General features: G+C 61.4%; 16 protein-coding genes and 1 pseudogene. 11 read left to right on the plus strand and 6 right to left on the minus strand.

Going from position 1 to position 14954, the window contains the following annotated elements; all coding sequences use genetic code 11:
* Positions 1-8: 8 nt before the first annotated feature.
* The 9 genes and pseudogenes from KFB96_RS22540 (at position 9) to KFB96_RS22575 (ending at position 8946) form a co-directional block, all read left to right on the plus strand.
* A complete protein-coding gene (locus KFB96_RS22540) occupies positions 9-419 on the plus strand; it encodes a toxin-antitoxin system HicB family antitoxin (RefSeq protein WP_213456600.1) in 411 nt (136 codons plus the stop codon).
* Between the two features lie 73 nt (positions 420-492).
* Complete coding sequence (locus KFB96_RS22545) at positions 493-981, plus strand: preprotein translocase subunit SecB (RefSeq protein ID WP_213456598.1); 489 nt, start codon at positions 493-495, stop codon at positions 979-981.
* Positions 982-1054: 73 nt separating this feature from the next.
* A pseudogene (locus KFB96_RS27160) lies at positions 1055-1924 on the plus strand (UvrD-helicase domain-containing protein); the annotation flags it as partial.
* Between the two features lie 61 nt (positions 1925-1985).
* A complete protein-coding gene (locus KFB96_RS27165; protein WP_300970789.1) occupies positions 1986-2702 on the plus strand; it encodes a 3'-5' exonuclease in 717 nt (238 codons plus the stop codon).
* Between the two features lie 367 nt (positions 2703-3069).
* A complete protein-coding gene (locus KFB96_RS22555) occupies positions 3070-3330 on the plus strand; it encodes a DUF4160 domain-containing protein (RefSeq protein ID WP_213456595.1) in 261 nt (86 codons plus the stop codon).
* On the plus strand, positions 3285-3605 hold the full coding sequence (locus KFB96_RS22560; protein ID WP_213456593.1) for a DUF2442 domain-containing protein: 321 nt from the start codon (positions 3285-3287) through the stop codon (positions 3603-3605). The genes KFB96_RS22555 and KFB96_RS22560 overlap by 46 nt, the downstream gene beginning before the upstream one ends.
* Positions 3606-3881: 276 nt before the next feature.
* The gene (locus KFB96_RS22565; protein WP_213456591.1) at positions 3882-5363 is read left to right on the plus strand and encodes a diguanylate cyclase; all 1482 of its coding nucleotides are present in this window, start codon (positions 3882-3884) and stop codon (positions 5361-5363) included.
* Between the two features lie 877 nt (positions 5364-6240).
* Positions 6241-6480 carry a helix-turn-helix transcriptional regulator gene (locus tag KFB96_RS22570; RefSeq protein ID WP_213456589.1) on the plus strand — a complete coding sequence of 80 codons (240 nt, stop codon included), beginning with the start codon at positions 6241-6243 and terminating at the stop codon, positions 6478-6480.
* Positions 6481-7221: 741 nt separating this feature from the next.
* Positions 7222-8946 carry a hypothetical protein gene (locus KFB96_RS22575; protein ID WP_213458492.1) on the plus strand — a complete coding sequence of 575 codons (1725 nt, stop codon included), beginning with the start codon at positions 7222-7224 and terminating at the stop codon, positions 8944-8946.
* Positions 8947-9383: 437 nt separating this feature from the next.
* Here the strand turns inward: KFB96_RS22575 and KFB96_RS22580 are convergent, their stop codons facing one another.
* From KFB96_RS22580 to KFB96_RS22595, 4 genes are all read right to left on the minus strand, one after another.
* Entirely contained in the window at positions 9384-9698 is a 315-nt protein-coding gene (locus tag KFB96_RS22580) for a type II toxin-antitoxin system RelE/ParE family toxin (protein WP_213457047.1), read from the minus strand.
* A complete protein-coding gene (locus KFB96_RS22585) occupies positions 9671-9958 on the minus strand; it encodes a type II toxin-antitoxin system ParD family antitoxin (RefSeq protein WP_213456584.1) in 288 nt (95 codons plus the stop codon). Before KFB96_RS22585 ends, KFB96_RS22580 begins: the two co-directional genes overlap by 28 nt.
* Before the next feature lie 285 nt (positions 9959-10243).
* Positions 10244-11815 (minus strand): molecular chaperone DnaK, encoded by a 1572-nt coding sequence (gene dnaK / locus KFB96_RS22590; protein ID WP_213456582.1) that lies wholly within the window; start codon positions 11813-11815, stop codon positions 10244-10246.
* Positions 11812-12876 (minus strand): GvpL/GvpF family gas vesicle protein, encoded by a 1065-nt coding sequence (locus tag KFB96_RS22595; protein WP_213456580.1) that lies wholly within the window; start codon positions 12874-12876, stop codon positions 11812-11814. Before KFB96_RS22595 ends, dnaK begins: the two co-directional genes overlap by 4 nt.
* Before the next feature lie 124 nt (positions 12877-13000).
* On the opposite strand from KFB96_RS22595, the gene KFB96_RS22600 reads away from it, so the two are divergent.
* Both KFB96_RS22600 and KFB96_RS22605 read left to right on the plus strand, forming a co-directional pair.
* Positions 13001-13537: a type II toxin-antitoxin system RelE/ParE family toxin gene (locus KFB96_RS22600; protein ID WP_300970794.1), complete on the plus strand. Its 537-nt coding sequence runs from the start codon at positions 13001-13003 to the stop codon at positions 13535-13537.
* The gene (locus tag KFB96_RS22605) at positions 13534-13833 is read left to right on the plus strand and encodes an XRE family transcriptional regulator (protein WP_213456576.1); all 300 of its coding nucleotides are present in this window, start codon (positions 13534-13536) and stop codon (positions 13831-13833) included. Before KFB96_RS22600 ends, KFB96_RS22605 begins: the two co-directional genes overlap by 4 nt.
* 236 nt (positions 13834-14069) lie before the next feature.
* On the opposite strand, the gene KFB96_RS22610 is transcribed toward KFB96_RS22605, so the two are convergent.
* On the minus strand, positions 14070-14435 hold the full coding sequence (locus KFB96_RS22610) for a MarC family protein (protein ID WP_213457046.1): 366 nt from the start codon (positions 14433-14435) through the stop codon (positions 14070-14072).
* 32 nt (positions 14436-14467) lie between these two features.
* Positions 14468-14944, minus strand: a complete 477-nt coding sequence (locus KFB96_RS22615; RefSeq protein ID WP_213456574.1) for a hydrogenase maturation protease — start codon at positions 14942-14944, stop codon at positions 14468-14470.
* Positions 14945-14954: the final 10 nt, after the last annotated feature.

Below are 14954 nucleotides of genomic sequence, written 5' to 3' on the forward strand. Positions count from 1 at the left end.
GAATCCCGATGAACATCAATCCACCCACCTACAACATCAGCATCCGCCACGGCACCTTCGAGGGTGAAGCCTTGTTCGAGGCTCGGGTGAAGGAACTGCCTGATCTGGCGGAGTATGGAGAGACCTACACCGAAGCCTATGATCTTGCGATCGACGCCATCGAGACGGCGGCGATGGCCTATTGCGAGCAGGGCAGAGCCTTTCCGGAGGCGCTCGTGCCCGCCGACGACTTCAGCGGTCGCGTCACCTTGCGTCTGCCGCGCAGTCTCCACCGTGCCCTGGCGGCGGCTGCCGAGGATGAAGGCGTCAGTCTGAATCAGCACCTTGTTAATGTGCTGAGCTATTACTCGGGTTTCGCAGCCGGTCGTCAAACCGACGCCCCGCCCCTTGGCTTTCGGTGCCGCAACAGGACCCCGTAGAACCGCGCAAATCCCACCTGCGTCTGATTCAAACCGAGAAACTGACGCCGGATTCACGGGCTTGTCGCGGACAATGAATGATACGCTGCAAAAGGCGATCGACAGCCTGTTGATCAATGACATCTATCTGCGCTCCACCGAATCCTCTCTGTCCGAGGAATTCGAGCCAAAGTACGATACCAGCATCGGCCATCTGGAAGTGCAGTTCAGGCACGTTGTAACGCATTGGAGCGTGCTGGCGCTCGAGCAGGAAGGTGAAGACCCGGTTTCGTTGTTTCGCGTATTCGTTGACCTGGGCGTCCGTTGGCTGGAACCCGGCACCGACGGTGGCAATGGAGACGAACGGCGCATCAAGGCCCGGATCGAGGCCACAATGATCGCCGAATATCGGATGAGCGAGGACCCAGGAAAGGAAAGTCTGAAAGAGTTTGCGCTACGCAACGCGAGCTATCATATCTGGCCCTACTGGCGTGAGTACCTGATGGGGCAATGTCTGCGTATGAACCTCCCAAAGGTTATTCTTCCGGCCGTCCAGTTCGCACAGAACCGGGCGACCGAATAGCGGCGGTCGACCGAGGACGTTATGGCCTACAGGATGCGAGTCCGCGCCCCCGTGTCGGTGAGGCTGTGAGTTGATGGACTTCTGCATCGCCGACACCTTCACCGACAGTCTCGCCCGCCTCGCGGGCGACGAGCAGAAGGCCGTCAAAACCACGGCGTTCGACTTGCAGATCAACCCGGCCAACCCCGGCCTCTCGTTTCACAAACTCGACAAGGCGCGGGATAAGAACTTCTGGTCGGTACGGGTCGGCAGCGACATCCGCTTGATCGTCCATCGGGCCTCGGGGAGCCTTCCCCTGGGACAAGTGGACCATCTTCCTCCATCCCGCACAGCGCAATGGGTCGAGCGCGAGCTCAACGGCCCGGCGCGCGTCTGCGGGTCGGCCGGCACCGGGAAGACCATCGTCGCGCTGCATCGCGCGGTCTTTCTCGCGCGCCGACATCCGGAGAGTCGCGTCCTGCTGACGACCCTCTCCGAGACGCTGGCGAATGCGCTGCGCACCCAGCTCCGACGCCTGATCAGCACCGAGCCGCGACTCGCCGAACGGCTCGAAGTCGACGCCATCGATGCTGTCGGCAGCCGGCTGTCTGCGCGGCATCTCGGGCCGGCACGATTGGCCACGGATGAGCAGATCAGCCGCTTGATCGCCGAGGCGAGCACGGCGGCCGGCAATCAGACGTTCGGTCTCGGTTTCCTGCGGTCGGAATGGACGGATCCGGTCGACGCCTGGCAGTTGAAAACCTCGGATGACTATCGGGATGTGAAGCGCCTGGGACGCAAGACGCGTCTGCCGGAGTCCCGGCGCGCCGCGTTCTGGACCATCTTCGAGTCCGTCCGAGCCGCTCTGACCGAGAGCGGGGTGATCACACGCGCAGCCATGTTGACCGACCTCGCGACGCAGCTGGGCGAACGCCGACAGCGGCCGTTCGACTTCGTGGTCGTGGATGAAGCCCAGGATCTCAGCGTGCCACAACTGAACCTCCTCGCCGCGTTGGCTCGCCGCGTTGGCCGCAGGCCGTCCGAGCGGACTCTTCTTCGCGGGCGACCTCGGTCAGCGCATCCTGCAGCCCCCGTTCTCCTGGCTGTCCCTCGGAGTCGACATCCGAGGCCGCGCCCGAACGCTTCAGATCAACTATCGCACCTCGCATCAAATCAGAAGCCAAGCGGACCGCCTTCTCGGACCGGAGACGTCGGATGTCGACGGCAACACCGAAGACCGACGCGGGACCATCTCGGTCTTCAACGGTCCCGCCCCGACCGTCGCCAGCTTCCAGACGCCCGCAGAGGAGGCCGGCGCGGTTGCCGCCTGGATCACCGAGCGCATCTCCGAATCCGTCGAACCGCACCAGGTCGCCATCTTCGTCCGCTCCGAGGCCGAGCTGGAGCGTGCGCGTGCCGCGGCCACCGCAACAGGACTACCGGCCAAAATCCTGGACGAGCATGTCGAGACCGACCAGGGACATCTCGCCATCGCCACCATGCACCTCGCAAAGGGACTGGAGTTTCGCGCCGTCGCCGTCATGGCCTGCGACGACGAGGTCATCCCCTCGCAGTCGCGCATCGAAACCGTGACCGACGACAGCGATCTCGCGGAGGTCTACAACACCGAGCGCCACCTGCTCTACGTCGCCTGCACACGGGCACGGGATCACCTCTTCGTCAGCGGCGTTGCTCCGGCATCCGAGTTCCTGGATGACCTGCTGATTCCGCGGCGTGGGTGAAGGACGCAAAGAACACAGCCTGACTGATCTCGGATTCCTCGGTGACGCGTCAAACGAGGCACCGGCATCAAGGACGGGGACATGAGGAACACTAGAAGGCTCGTGCTATATTTCCTCGCACACATCACGGAGGATAGCGAGTGTCCTGGAGTCAACGACGATAGACCAAGCCGGAATCGCCTGGAACGAGCAATTCGCGAGAGGTTCGGTTTTTTTTGGTCGCTCCGAGCATGCGCGTTCGGCATCCCAATGGTGGGCTAGAAATACCTTTTTCCGAAATTCCGTGCTCGCCGGGTCTTGTCCATAAACTTCGTCCGGCTTAGGATCGTCCACAAATCGATTCGCAGATAGAGGCTGAAATCACCGGATGCCCACCATCAGCCGGTTCTTCGGTATCGTGATCCAAATGTTTTGGCGTGAGCACGCACCGCCGCATTTCCATGCCCTTTACGCTGAGCACGAAGCGCTGATCGATATCCGCACGCTAGAAGTCATTGCTGGACGACTGCCTAAGCGAGCCCTCGGCCTGACAATCGAGTGGGCCATCGAGCACCGCGAAGAATTGATGGAGGACTGGAGAATATGTCAATTGAAGCAGCTTCCGAAACAGATCGCACCATTGGAGTGATTCCAGCCGCTCCGTGGCGGGTGAAGGAATTGTCGATATTGCCGGAATACCGTCTGGCGGTGACCTTCCAAGATGGCACCAGCGGGGTCGTAGATCTCTCGGGAGTCACCGCGGCTCATGACCGCGGTATCTACGAGCCGCTCAAGGATCCGAGCTACTTCAAGCAAGCGCGTCTTGAAATGGGTGTTGTCACCTGGCCGAACGGCGCGGATCTCGACCCTGCTTGGATGTATGAGGAATTGGTGCGGTTTAAAACGTGGTCTGTCCCCGTTTAGTTCTGGTTTGTCGGTATCCCCATGCCGACAGCTCCTCCGTGAGCGCTCAATCATGACAGTTACGGAGCAAGCGACTCGCGACCAGACCAACCTTGTTACACATACAGTTTCATGAATCCGATGCGACCGAAGATCGAACCAGACCACGATACATCCGGAACTGACCCCTCTCGGCTCACCCGAAGGCTGAGATATTTTCTTCTCGTCTTCCTGCCTGCGGCGCTGATCATCGGCTTGGGCGCCTGGTACCTCAGACAGGCGGAAAATGAATTATCTATGGTCAGCCTGCAGTCGGCGCAGGAACTGGCTGTTGGTCTCGGCGCGAACGCCCTCACGCGTCATCTGGATTCGGTTAATCGCGATCTGCGGTATATCGCGAATCAAGAGGCACTCAGGGTGCTGCTGAACGCAGAGAGCCCGGATGCCCTGGGCTACCTGACGCGTGACCTCATCGCCTTCTCGGAGGCCGCGCGGTTTTACGACCAGATCCGCTGGATCGATGAAACCGGTCAGGAGCGCGTGCGCGTTGACCGGGTTGGCGGAACAGCCGGTGCGGTCCCCGCTGAGCGTCTGCAGAACAAGGGCACGCGCTATTTTTTCACCGACACCATGGCGCTGAACCCCGGTCAGGTGTTCGTCTCGCCCCTGGATCTCAACATCGAGGGCGATGCCATCGAGGTACCCTACAAGCCGACACTGAGGTTCGCCACCCCGGTGTTCGATGCGTCCGGGCGAAGGCGTGGCATCGTCATCCTCAATTATCTTGGCCGGACCATGCTCAAGGAGTTCGCCGCCGCAGCAGGGAGCTTGAGTCATGACATCAGCCTCGTGAATGGCGACGGCTACTGGCTGAAGGCATCCGATCCCGCTGACGAATGGGGATTCATGTTCGAGCGGCCGCTGACCCTGGCAAACCGGTACCCGGACGTCTGGTTGCGGATGCGCACGGCCGACAGTGGACGACTGCGAACCGGCACTGGCCTATGGACCTGGCGAACACTCCATCCTTTGAGAGCCGGCGAAATTTCGAGCACCGGGGTGGCTGCGGCGGCTGGTCCAAGCCAGGGTCGAGTCAGTCATGACGGCTATATCTGGAAAGCCATCTCCCGCGTACCCCCTGAGCAGCTCACGGCCCTCGGCGCGGCGACAGCCATCCGCTACGGCATCATCGCCGGGGGCCTGATGGGACTCCTGGCCGTCCTCAGCTGGCTGCTTGCCTCGACCCTCGACGACCGGGCCCGGGCTCGAGAGCTTCTGCAGCGGTTGGCAACCACCGATGGCCTCACCGGGGTCGCCAATCGACGCTACTTCATGGATCAGTTGAAACAGTATTGGAGTGGCTTCCAGCGTCATCCGCCGCTTCCGGTCGGTATCGTCATGATGGATCTGGACCACTTTAAGGCCATCAACGATGGCGATGGGCACGCAGCCGGGGACATGGTCCTGCAGCACTTCGGCCGTATTCTGCGCGCGTCCTTGCGCGACACCGACACAGCCGGGCGGATCGGCGGGGAGGAATTCTGTGTTCTGCTGCGCGGCTGTGATCTGGAGGGAGTGCGTGATTACGCTGAACGGATCCGGCATCAGCTCGAAATCGATCCCGTCATTCTGGGCGAGACACAGCTCGCGGTGACAGTGAGCTGCGGGGGCGCAGTCTTTCTGAGTAGCGACACCATCCCCGCGGCAGCCATACGACGAGCCGATGCCGCACTCTACCGCGCGAAGGCGGCCGGCCGAAATCGGGTTGAGCTGGGTTAATCGGCGGTCTGTCTCACCGAAAGCAGCGCTAATCGGGCATTCATGTCCAGCTCGAACCGGACTAAACCGCGCCCAGTGCGGTATGCGATGTTTTTGGATGGGATCGGCCCCGGCGGATTTCAGAACCGCTGGAGCCGGCGCGGTTTAAAGCGATTTCCGGAAACTCGGAGACCTGCGAAGCCAGGACCTGTGGGTCGGACTTCAGTCCGACACGAACGCATCAATTATCCCCTGTGGGTCGGACTTCAGTCCGACACGCGCATCAAGGCACGGCGATACCGACGGCCTTCAGGGTCGCGCCCCCGCTGCAGGGGCGTCTCCACGACGTCCTGCAGATCCTCGATGCGTAAACAGGGCCGTTGTATCCACTCTGTTTAGCGTTGTATGACGCGGTGCCCGGGGCCGGAATCGAACCGGCACGCCTTGCGGCGAGTCTCGCCCGCTTTTCCCGGGGCGGAACGGAACCGCTACCCTCAGACGACCGTCGGGTACTCCGGCTGATAGACGTGCTTCCGAATGAACTCGACCATGTCCGCCGGCCGCTCGACCCGGGCGAGACCCGGGGCAGTAGGGTCACTCCCATTGCGCACTTATGGCTTCGCTCCGTGTGGTACATGTGAGACCCCGTGGGTTTTCACATGGGTTTTCATGACCCGTGGGTTTTCTGCTCCGGCGGCGTGACGACAACCTAGTCAAACTCGCCCCAACGCGTCTCCATCCATTCCCCCTTTCTTCCGGAAGTCTAGCGAGGAGTCGTGGAATCAATGCATTATCGTGGTACGTCCTCTATTTTCCCTTTTTCCTCTTTCGATTTCGTCTCGAACACGAAGCGCAGTAGTCTTGGGCTCGCCAAACACATAACGACAGGTGGATGACGATGGAACAGACCCGCAATCTTGAGATCGGCTCCCGCATTCGCGAGGCTCGCACACGGCGCGCATGGACTCTCGAAGACCTGTCACGGTTTACACACCGTGCCATCACGCTGTCCCGACTCGCCAACTACGAGAACGGCATCCGTCGGCCCGGAATCGAGGAGGCGGAAGTACTGGCAAACGCTTTCGGTGATGTCTCGGCCGCTTGGCTCTTTGACCCTCGACGGGGAGAGACGGCCTGATGCCGGTTCCTGCCAGACGGCGATTTGACGTCAAATCGGCTGATTTCCCGAACCGTAGCCTTCTGAACGGAAGGCGCTAGGCTCAAGGTTCCTGGAGCCATGCCCTTGACCCCCTCTACGCGCGTACGTCGTCGGGTTTCTGTTGCGCCCGAGCCGTCCGATCGAGCTACGGTCCGCTACGCCACGATCTGACGTGACGACCGCCGAGGCACTCTCTCGGAATCTTGTGCTATATTTCACCCACACGCCACGGAGGAAGCGAACGTCATGGACTCGACGACACATCAAGCCGAACTGCCCGGAGCGATTCTTATCGTTCGAGGGGTTCGGCTTTTTCTTGTCCGCTCTGGACGCGCACGCTCGGGATCTACATGGTGGGCTAGAATTAAGTCTGCCTTTTTTTCCAATACATGCATTGAGAGACGTATGAAAGCCATTATTTTGACATGCCTTGTTGTCATTAGTCTCAGCGGCTGCGCCGCTAAGATGCAAGTCGATAAAATGCAAGCAATAAGCCGCCTTTCCGATCTATGCGACCAAGGTAATGTCGATGCGTGCGTAACTAGGGAGTTCAATCTGACCCGATAAGGCACGAAATAGCTCATGCCGGTCTCGTGTCGCGGGGTGCGGGCGGTGATGCGCCGGCTGTCCTGCCGCCGGCCGCCATCGACAGCCCTGTCGCCTCCAGGCACACTTCGCGGCACCGGGATCCCCCAGCCGAATCCGAGCCGACGCCGACCGATGGACACCTTCAAAACCCCCGTGGCCCGATTGGCCCGACTGTTCCGGGCATCGCGCGATGCGTGGCGGGCCAAAGCCCTGGACAAGCAACAGCGCCTGCGCGCGGCTCGGGTCAAGATCCGGGATCTGGAAGCGAGCCGTGCCTATTGGAAAAACCGGGCGCTGGCGGCGCAAGGCGGTGGCCCGCCTGCGGCGTCGGAGGCGACACCGGTCGGCGCGGCGCAGGAGCCTGACGCTGCGGCTCGGCAGCTGCTGCGCTTGCCCCCGCCCGGTCACCGGCATTCGCTCCTGGTCATTCAACTGACGCTGCAGATGTTTCTGAGTGCCGGACTCGGCAGCCGCGGGGTGCCCCGCGTACTGAGTCTGCTCGCGCCCTGGATGCCGGTGAGCCTGCCGGCGCATACGACGGTCCTCAACTGGGTTTACCGTTGCGGATTGGCGATCCTCCTGCAGCCTCCGCAGCGGCGCGAGGACTGGATTTACATCGCCGATCATACGCTTGAACTGGGCACATCGAAGTGTCTCGTGATTCTGGGCATCCCCGCCGCCCGGCTGCTCGAGACCGGCTACAGCCCGTCGCACCGGGCCATGCAGGTGCTCGCCGTGAAGGTGACGACGCACAGCACCGGGGAGTGGGTCGCCACGGTGCTGCGCGAGGTCGCCGAGCGCACCGGTGTGCCGGTGCAGATCGTCGCCGATCACGGCAGCGACCTGCACAAGGGGATCACGCTGTTTCGCCGGGAACAGACGACAGACTGTGTGGAAACCTATGATATTTCGCACCGCATCGCCACCCTGCTCAAGGCCGAATTGCAGCCCGACGCGCGCTGGCAGACCTTTCTGGCGCACTGCAAGCGGACCCTGGCGTCCTTTCAGCAAACCGACCTGGCCTTTCTGTTGCCGCCGCGTCAGCGCACCAAGGCGCGCTTCATGCACGTCGACACCCATGTCGAGTGGGCGCAAAACCTGCTCGCCTACCAGGAGCGGGGAGATTTCAGTGCCGTTCGGCCCACCTGCGTTCTGACGGTCGCCGCCCGGGACCACCTGCGCGACCGTTTGGGCGTCGCCCGCGTGCGTCCCCTGCACGTGCTGCTGGGCCATCGGCATCCCGACAAGGCAGCCTTCTGCGAGGCCATTCAGGCGGCGTCCGACCTGCAGCTCACGGATCTGGACGACGCCTTTTGGGATCTCGCCGACACCGGCCGCGCCCGCTTCCTGGAGGGCTTCGCTTGGGCGAGTGCCTATCGCGAAGATCTGGCGATCTATGCGCAGATGATGGAACAGTCCAAGGCCATCCAGAGCGTTCTCAAGTCCGAGGGACTGCACGCCGGCGTCTGCGCATCGCTTCAATCCACACTCGCTCCGCGCACCGCGCTCGCTCCGCGAGCCGCCCGCTTTACCGACCGGGTCTTGGAACAGGTCGAGGTACAAGCCGCCAAGATCCCGCCCGGCGCAACCTGGCTGGCGTCCTCCGACATCATCGAATCGGTGTTCGGGAAATACAAAACCTTCACCGCACGCGGCCCCCTCAAGGAGATCGGCCGGCTGGTGTTGGCGATTCCCGCCTTCCTCACCGATCTGACGGGCCCGCTCATTCACGAGGCGATGACCTCGGTGCGTACCCTGGATGTCGAGCACTGGGTCAAAGCGCATCTCGGCGACTCCATGCTGGCCCGGCGACGACAGGCGTTCAAGGCGCCGAAGCTCGACATGAAAACGGCATGAAGGTTTTGATGGGAAAGACCGGGGGATTGAACATCCTAGTGCGTAGCTGTCTCCCGTACTGACCGGTTCTGATCGAGCACTGCGCGGGACCGTGCCGAGTAAACCAACTGTGGGGGCAGTAGGGTCAGGTCTCCCATTGCGCACTTATAGCTTCGCTCCGTGTGGTACATGTGAGACCCCGTGGGTTTTTCGACGAGCCGCGCTTTGGACCATCTTCGAGGCCGTTCGAGCAGCACTGAGAGCGGGTTGATCACGACAAGGCCGACGGCCGCGGCGCGGCCTGTTGAATGCGCTGAGGCAGCATCCGGCGGTTGCGGTCTTGCGGTGATTTGCCAGGGGCGCTTCGCCGATATCGTCTTTTGTGCGAAGTCGTGGCGGGGGAACAGAAACCCGCGCAATGCGTCAGGCCAGCCGCCGCTACGGCGAGCCTTGCGGGGTCACTGAGTGCCTTCCCCGAAGGTCAGCGCTCGAACATCGCGTGCACCGTGCACCACGCGCACGATGATGACTTCCTCGTCGGTGAACCGGTAATACAGCACGTAGTCACGGTGAAAATGCGCCCGCAACCCCGCGGCCAGACGCTCGCGGCGCGGGCCGATCTCCGGATGCGCCTGGACAGTCGCGAAACGCTCCTCGATCTCGCGGATCAACTTCGAGGCGGCCCGGCGATTGTCCAGGGCGATGAAGCACCAGATGTCAACGAGATCCTGCTCGGCGCTGTCGGTTATGCGCAGGTGTCGCGAACCGCTAATTGCTCCTCTCCCTTGCTGATTATGCGCTCGGCATCGAAGTCGCGCACGCGCCCGGCCTCGATGTCCGCCAGCCCCTCTTGGACCTGCGCGCGCAGTTCTCCTAACTCCTGTTCCTGCAAGGCCCGCTTGTGACGCCAGTCGCGCAGGGCCTCGCGGACAATCTCGCTGCTGGAGGCGTACTCGCCGGCCTGCACGGCGCCGCGCACGACCTGGGCCATCTCGGCGGTGAGTGTGATGGTGATGCGTTCGATGGTGCTCATAAGTATGAGAATATCATACTGGCAGCGTTGCAAGGGAGGGCCAGCCTCCGGGGTTGGGTGTCAGACCGTGGCCCTGGTTGGCTGGCGCTAAGAAACGGTTCAAAAGGGCGACGCAGTCTCGTGGCGACTTGGACCCGGGCGCAGGGACGAGGCCCTGCTCCGGCGGCGTGACGACAACCTAGTCAAACTCGCCCCAACGCGTCTCCATCCATTCCCTCTTTCTTCCGGAAGTCTAGCGAGGAGTCGTGGAATCAATGCATTATCGTGGTACGTCCCCTATTTTCCCTATTTTCCGCTCCCTATTTTCCCGGGTAACTCCTCGGCTCGCCTCACCATCTGGCTGATTTCGCCTTCCGTCAGGCCCGAACCGCCTTCGATTCTGATCTGCCGCTCGTTGCCGGAGATGATGTCCTCCGCCGTGACTTGGATGATGCCGTTCGCGTCTATGTCGAAGGTGACATTCACCTCAATCAAGCCGCACCGCGCCGGCGGGAGGTCGTCGAGCATGAACTTGCCTAGCGTTTTATTGAAGGCGGCCATTTCCGACTCGCCTTGGAGGACGTGAATCTCCATCGTGGGCTGGTCGTCCTCGGCAGTGGTGAAGCTTTGTGTCTTGCGGGTTGGGATGCTGGTGTTGCGCTCAATCAGCCGGGTGAAGACGCCGCCCTTAGTCTCTATCCCCAGTGAAAGCGAGGTGACATCCAGCAGCAGCACATCCTTGACTTCGCCGAGCAACACGCCGGCTTGAATCGCGGCCCCCATGGCAACCACCTCGTCTGGATTGATGTCCTTATGCGGTTCCCTGCCGATCAAGCCCCTGACTTTATCCTGCACCGCCGCCATGCGCGTCATGCCGCCCACCAACACAACGTGATCGATCTCATCGGGGTTAAGGCCCGCATCGGCGAGTGCTTGCCGGACGGGTGCTTCGAGGCGGGCGACCAGCGGGGCGCATAGCCCGTTGAGCCGGTCACGGGTGATTTCAAGGTTGAGGTGCGCCGGGCCTGTAGGTGTGGAGGCAATGTAGGGCAGGTTAACCGTCGTTGACATGACCGTGGACAGTTCTATCTTGGCCTGCTCGGCGGCAGTGTAGAGGCGCAACAGGGCTATCGGGTCGGCAGACAAATCCATCCCTTGCCCATGCTTGAACTCGCCGAGCAGCCAGTCGACGATGGCCTTGTCGAAGTTGTCGCCGCCCAGATGGTTGTCGCCGTGGGTGGACTTGACCTCAAACAGCCCCCCGCCCAGGCCGAGGATGGAGACATCGAAGGTGCCGCCGCCAAGGTCGAACACCAGAATCGTCTGGTCGCCTGCCTGGCCCAGCCCATAGGCGAGCGAGGCGGCGGTCGGTTCGTTGATGACACGCAACACGTTAAGCCCGGCGATTCTGCCGGCATCTTGGGTTGCCTTGCGCTGGGCGTCATTAAAATAAGCGGGGACCGTGATGACGGCCCCAGTCACGGATTCGCCGAGATACGCTTCGGCATCCGCCTTCAATGTCTGTAGGATCATCGCGCTGATTTCCCGGGGGCTGTACTGCACCCCTTCAACCGTGACCTTGACATCGCCGCCCTCGCCCGGTTCGACCGTATACGCGGCAATCGCCATTTCCTCGGCCACCTCGTTCCACTGGCGGCCCATGAACCGCTTGATCGAAGACAGTGTGCCTTGGGGGTTGCCAAGTTGTTGCCGCTTGGCGGCTGTGCCGACGAACCGCTGCCCGTCTCTCAGCAGGGCGACCACGGACGGTGTCGTGCGCTCGCCCTCGGCGTTCGGAATGATGACCGGCTTGCCGCTGTCCAACACGGCCATGCAGCTATTGGTGGTGCCAAGATCGATGCCGATGGCCTTCATCATGCGGGGTTTCCAGGCTTATTGCCGCGAGCCAACAACGCGCCCTTGTCATCAATGATGAAGGCTTGCCCAACCGCCTCTTGCGTGAAGGAAAACTCGCGCTGCCCTTCTGCTTCCGCAAACCCCGGCAAACTCTGGCAATACGCCCTGACGGTCTCGAATGCCGCGACGATCTCCTTGGTGCGTCTCGCCGCGTCCGGGTCGCCCGGATTTCTGTCAGGGTGATGGGCCAGAATCAATTGTCGATAGGCCGATTTGATGCTGTCCCAAGAAGCCTTTTCCGACAACTGCAATAATTGCCTCGCCCTGTCCACCATGGCATAGTTCCCTTGGTTCAGTTCGATATTGACAAAACTGTAGGCCGGTAACGGGCCGATGTAACGAAAGGTGAGAACATCCTCAAACTCCGTCGCCACTTCGTCCACGGCATCGTCAAACAGCGGCTTCTTGTCCTTTTCCACCAGAAAGCTTCGGTTGAAAATCATGCCATCCGCTCTCAGCGGTGCGTCCGAGTAATCGGTTGCCAATGGCGTGAGTTTGTTATGAATGGCGGCGACAAACGTTCCCTTCTTGACCTCGGAAGATTCAAATAATTGTCGGCCCGCCTGTACCGGGTCCATGCTGGCCAGTTCGGGGTTTTCCTTGGCTATTTCTTGGAGTATCTTGGGCAATTCCCAGGCAGCTTGGATGACGAGTTCCCGTTTTCCTTGCAGACTGTCCAGGTAGGTTCTCAATTGGACGTAGGCATGTTCCAGAACCCTTGCAACCTCTTCATCATTATTTGCAGTGAATCCGAACTTCAAGGGCAACAGTCCGTTGTGGCCGGCCTGTTCGAGGAGGAAGGCGTTGACTTGCTGATACTTCAGCAGGTGCGCTTGATGGTGTTCGTCCGATTGGCTTGGGACGAGCAGGTCGATATCCATGTCGCTCACCACCGCTGCAATGTCCCGATAACAGACGACTTCAAGGGGTGCGGCATTGATTCCGCCAGCCGGGTAGGCTGCCAAGTTTGGCGTATCCGTGCGGTTGTCGAGGGTCGCGTAAATAAAGCGTTTTATTTGCATACAGAATGTCCGATGATGAGTGGGGGTTGCATCCGTTCACAGGGTTCTTGGCCTACGGGTCTTCATTGCTGCGACCCGACGGCTGAGGATGGGTAAAGGAAATACCAGGGACAGACCACTATTTTTGAGCGATATCCGCAGATTGAGCCGATCGGTGTCGGCCAGCTCGTTCCGCGATCAACCGGAAGTCTCAGCCCAAGTGTGCCACGACCATCGTCGCGATCTGTTGTTGAATCTGTTCATTGCCCAAGACGAAGGCATCGTTGGTTGCATCTCGAAGGCCGTTCAGTATGCCCTATCGATCGGTCTCTGGTCCTGCGGGCGTATCATCACTGAAGATAGCAGGAAACCGTGGTCTGTCCCTAAACCATCCGTGCGCTCCTTCCCGCCGGACGCACGGCAGGATGCGGGGCGCCAGCTCGAGTTGGTGCAGCGTGGCCAACGTCCCAATGACTCGAAACCCATGGCAACCATCGGCCAGGGTGTCGAGGAACTGCGGATTTGGGATGAAGCCGGCACCTTTCGGGTCATCTACACGGCTCGGCTGGCGGATGCCATTTATGTTCTCCATGCCTTCCGGAAAAAGACCCAAACGACCGCCAAACGCGAGATTGAAATTGCCGGAGCGCGTTTCGACCAACTGACACGGGGCCACCCATGAGCGACCTTGAGAATGACGACAGCGTCGAAACCTACGCCAGCGTTTGGGATGCCATCGCCGACACCCCGGCGGAGGCCGCCAACCTGAAGCTGCGCTCCGAGCTGATGGACCAGATCACCGCCATCATCGCCTCACACGAATGGACCCGGAACGAGGCCGCGATGCGCTGCGGGGTGACTCAGCCTCGGATGAACGACTTGCTGCGCGGACGCATTTCGCGCTTTTCGCTCGATGCCTTGGTCAACATCGCGGCGGCACTCGGGATGCGCGTCGCGGTTCGGCTGGAGGCGGCCTGAGAGAATCCCGATGAACATCGATCCACGCATCTGACCTGCTCAACGACCTTACGATAGACGGCCCCGGGGATCGTGACCTCCGCAAAGAGATCCTTCAGGACGGTCAATCGGTCCATCCTCGCCAGGCCGATCAGGCCGGACGAGTCGGCGACGACACAGCTCGGCATCGCGCAGTCGTGCCAGATCGTCGGCGAGGTCCAGGGCGCCGTAATGGATCGGGATCATCAACTCGCGATTCATCTCGGCAAACTCTCAGTGACTGAATCCTCCAAGCTCGCATGCCTTGCCCACGGAGATCCGGCCATGCTCGTAAAGGAAGAGTGCAAGCATGCCAGCAGCAGTACCGCGGCGAGGGCGGAGGGCCCGGCGATCATGGGCACCGCCAGCGGGACGATGAAAGGCTCCTCGTCGAGCTCGCGCCGCTCGGCCGCTTCGTGATCCGGAAAGACCATCCGCAGCGCGATGATGAAGAGCACCACGCCGCCCGCCACGCCGAGCGCCGGTTGCTTCAGCCCCAGGTAATGCAGGACCGTATCGCCCGCCGCCAGGAAGGCCAACAGCACCAGATAGGCGACCAGCAGCTCGCGCCCGATGATCCGAATGCGCCGAAAAACTCACGTGTACTCGGTATCGATCATTCGCGACGCGGCTCGATCCCCAAGAGGCTCATGATGGCCTCGCAGAGGCCGGGAATCGCCGCGGCAACGGCGGGTGTCAAGCCGGGCGACCAATCGATCTCGCCAGGCTGGATTCCGAAGATAATGATCTCGGACGGGAGTATCCCGAGCGCCTCGCCCAGCAACAGGGCCTCGGCCAGACCGGCATCGTGCAGGGTTCCGCGCAGGTCCGAGTCCGGGGTTCGCAGGCAGTCCGGGGTGAAGCGTTGCCAAGTCCCGGGCATCTCTCCCATCTCGGCCGCATCGACGATGATGGCGCGATCGTACCCCTGCAGGCTCAGGACCAAACTCAGCCCGGGTGTGCCGCCATCCAACCCCGTCACGCCCGGGGGCAAGGCGGGCAGGGCGTTCAAGACGGCCGCGCCGACCCCGTCGTCTCCGCGCAAGGGATTGCCCAACGCCAAGACCAGCGTGGTCATAGGGGCTTTGGTCATCATTGCGGCC

The sequence above is a fragment of the Thiocapsa sp. genome (genome assembly GCF_018399035.1).
Taxonomy (GTDB): domain Bacteria; phylum Pseudomonadota; class Gammaproteobacteria; order Chromatiales; family Chromatiaceae; genus Thiocapsa.

Bases quoted from the DNA above. Each gene is read 5' to 3' on its own strand.
- KFB96_RS22540 (WP_213456600.1), top strand. From the start codon at position 9: ATGAACATCAATCCACCCACCTACAACATCAGCATCCGCCACGGCACC.
- KFB96_RS22545 (WP_213456598.1), top strand. From the start codon at position 493: ATGAATGATACGCTGCAAAAGGCGATCGACAGCCTGTTGATCAATGAC.
- KFB96_RS22555 (WP_213456595.1), top strand. From the start codon at position 3,070: ATGCCCACCATCAGCCGGTTCTTCGGTATCGTGATCCAAATGTTTTGG.
- KFB96_RS22560 (WP_213456593.1), top strand. From the start codon at position 3,285: ATGTCAATTGAAGCAGCTTCCGAAACAGATCGCACCATTGGAGTGATT.
- KFB96_RS22565 (WP_213456591.1), top strand. From the start codon at position 3,882: ATGGTCAGCCTGCAGTCGGCGCAGGAACTGGCTGTTGGTCTCGGCGCG.
- KFB96_RS22570 (WP_213456589.1), top strand. From the start codon at position 6,241: ATGGAACAGACCCGCAATCTTGAGATCGGCTCCCGCATTCGCGAGGCT.
- KFB96_RS22575 (WP_213458492.1), top strand. From the start codon at position 7,222: ATGGACACCTTCAAAACCCCCGTGGCCCGATTGGCCCGACTGTTCCGG.
- KFB96_RS22585 (WP_213456584.1), bottom strand. From the start codon at position 9,958: ATGAGCACCATCGAACGCATCACCATCACACTCACCGCCGAGATGGCC.
- dnaK (WP_213456582.1), bottom strand. From the start codon at position 11,815: ATGATGAAGGCCATCGGCATCGATCTTGGCACCACCAATAGCTGCATG.
- KFB96_RS22595 (WP_213456580.1), bottom strand. From the start codon at position 12,876: ATGCAAATAAAACGCTTTATTTACGCGACCCTCGACAACCGCACGGAT.
- KFB96_RS22605 (WP_213456576.1), top strand. From the start codon at position 13,534: ATGAGCGACCTTGAGAATGACGACAGCGTCGAAACCTACGCCAGCGTT.
- KFB96_RS22615 (WP_213456574.1), bottom strand. From the start codon at position 14,944: ATGACCAAAGCCCCTATGACCACGCTGGTCTTGGCGTTGGGCAATCCC.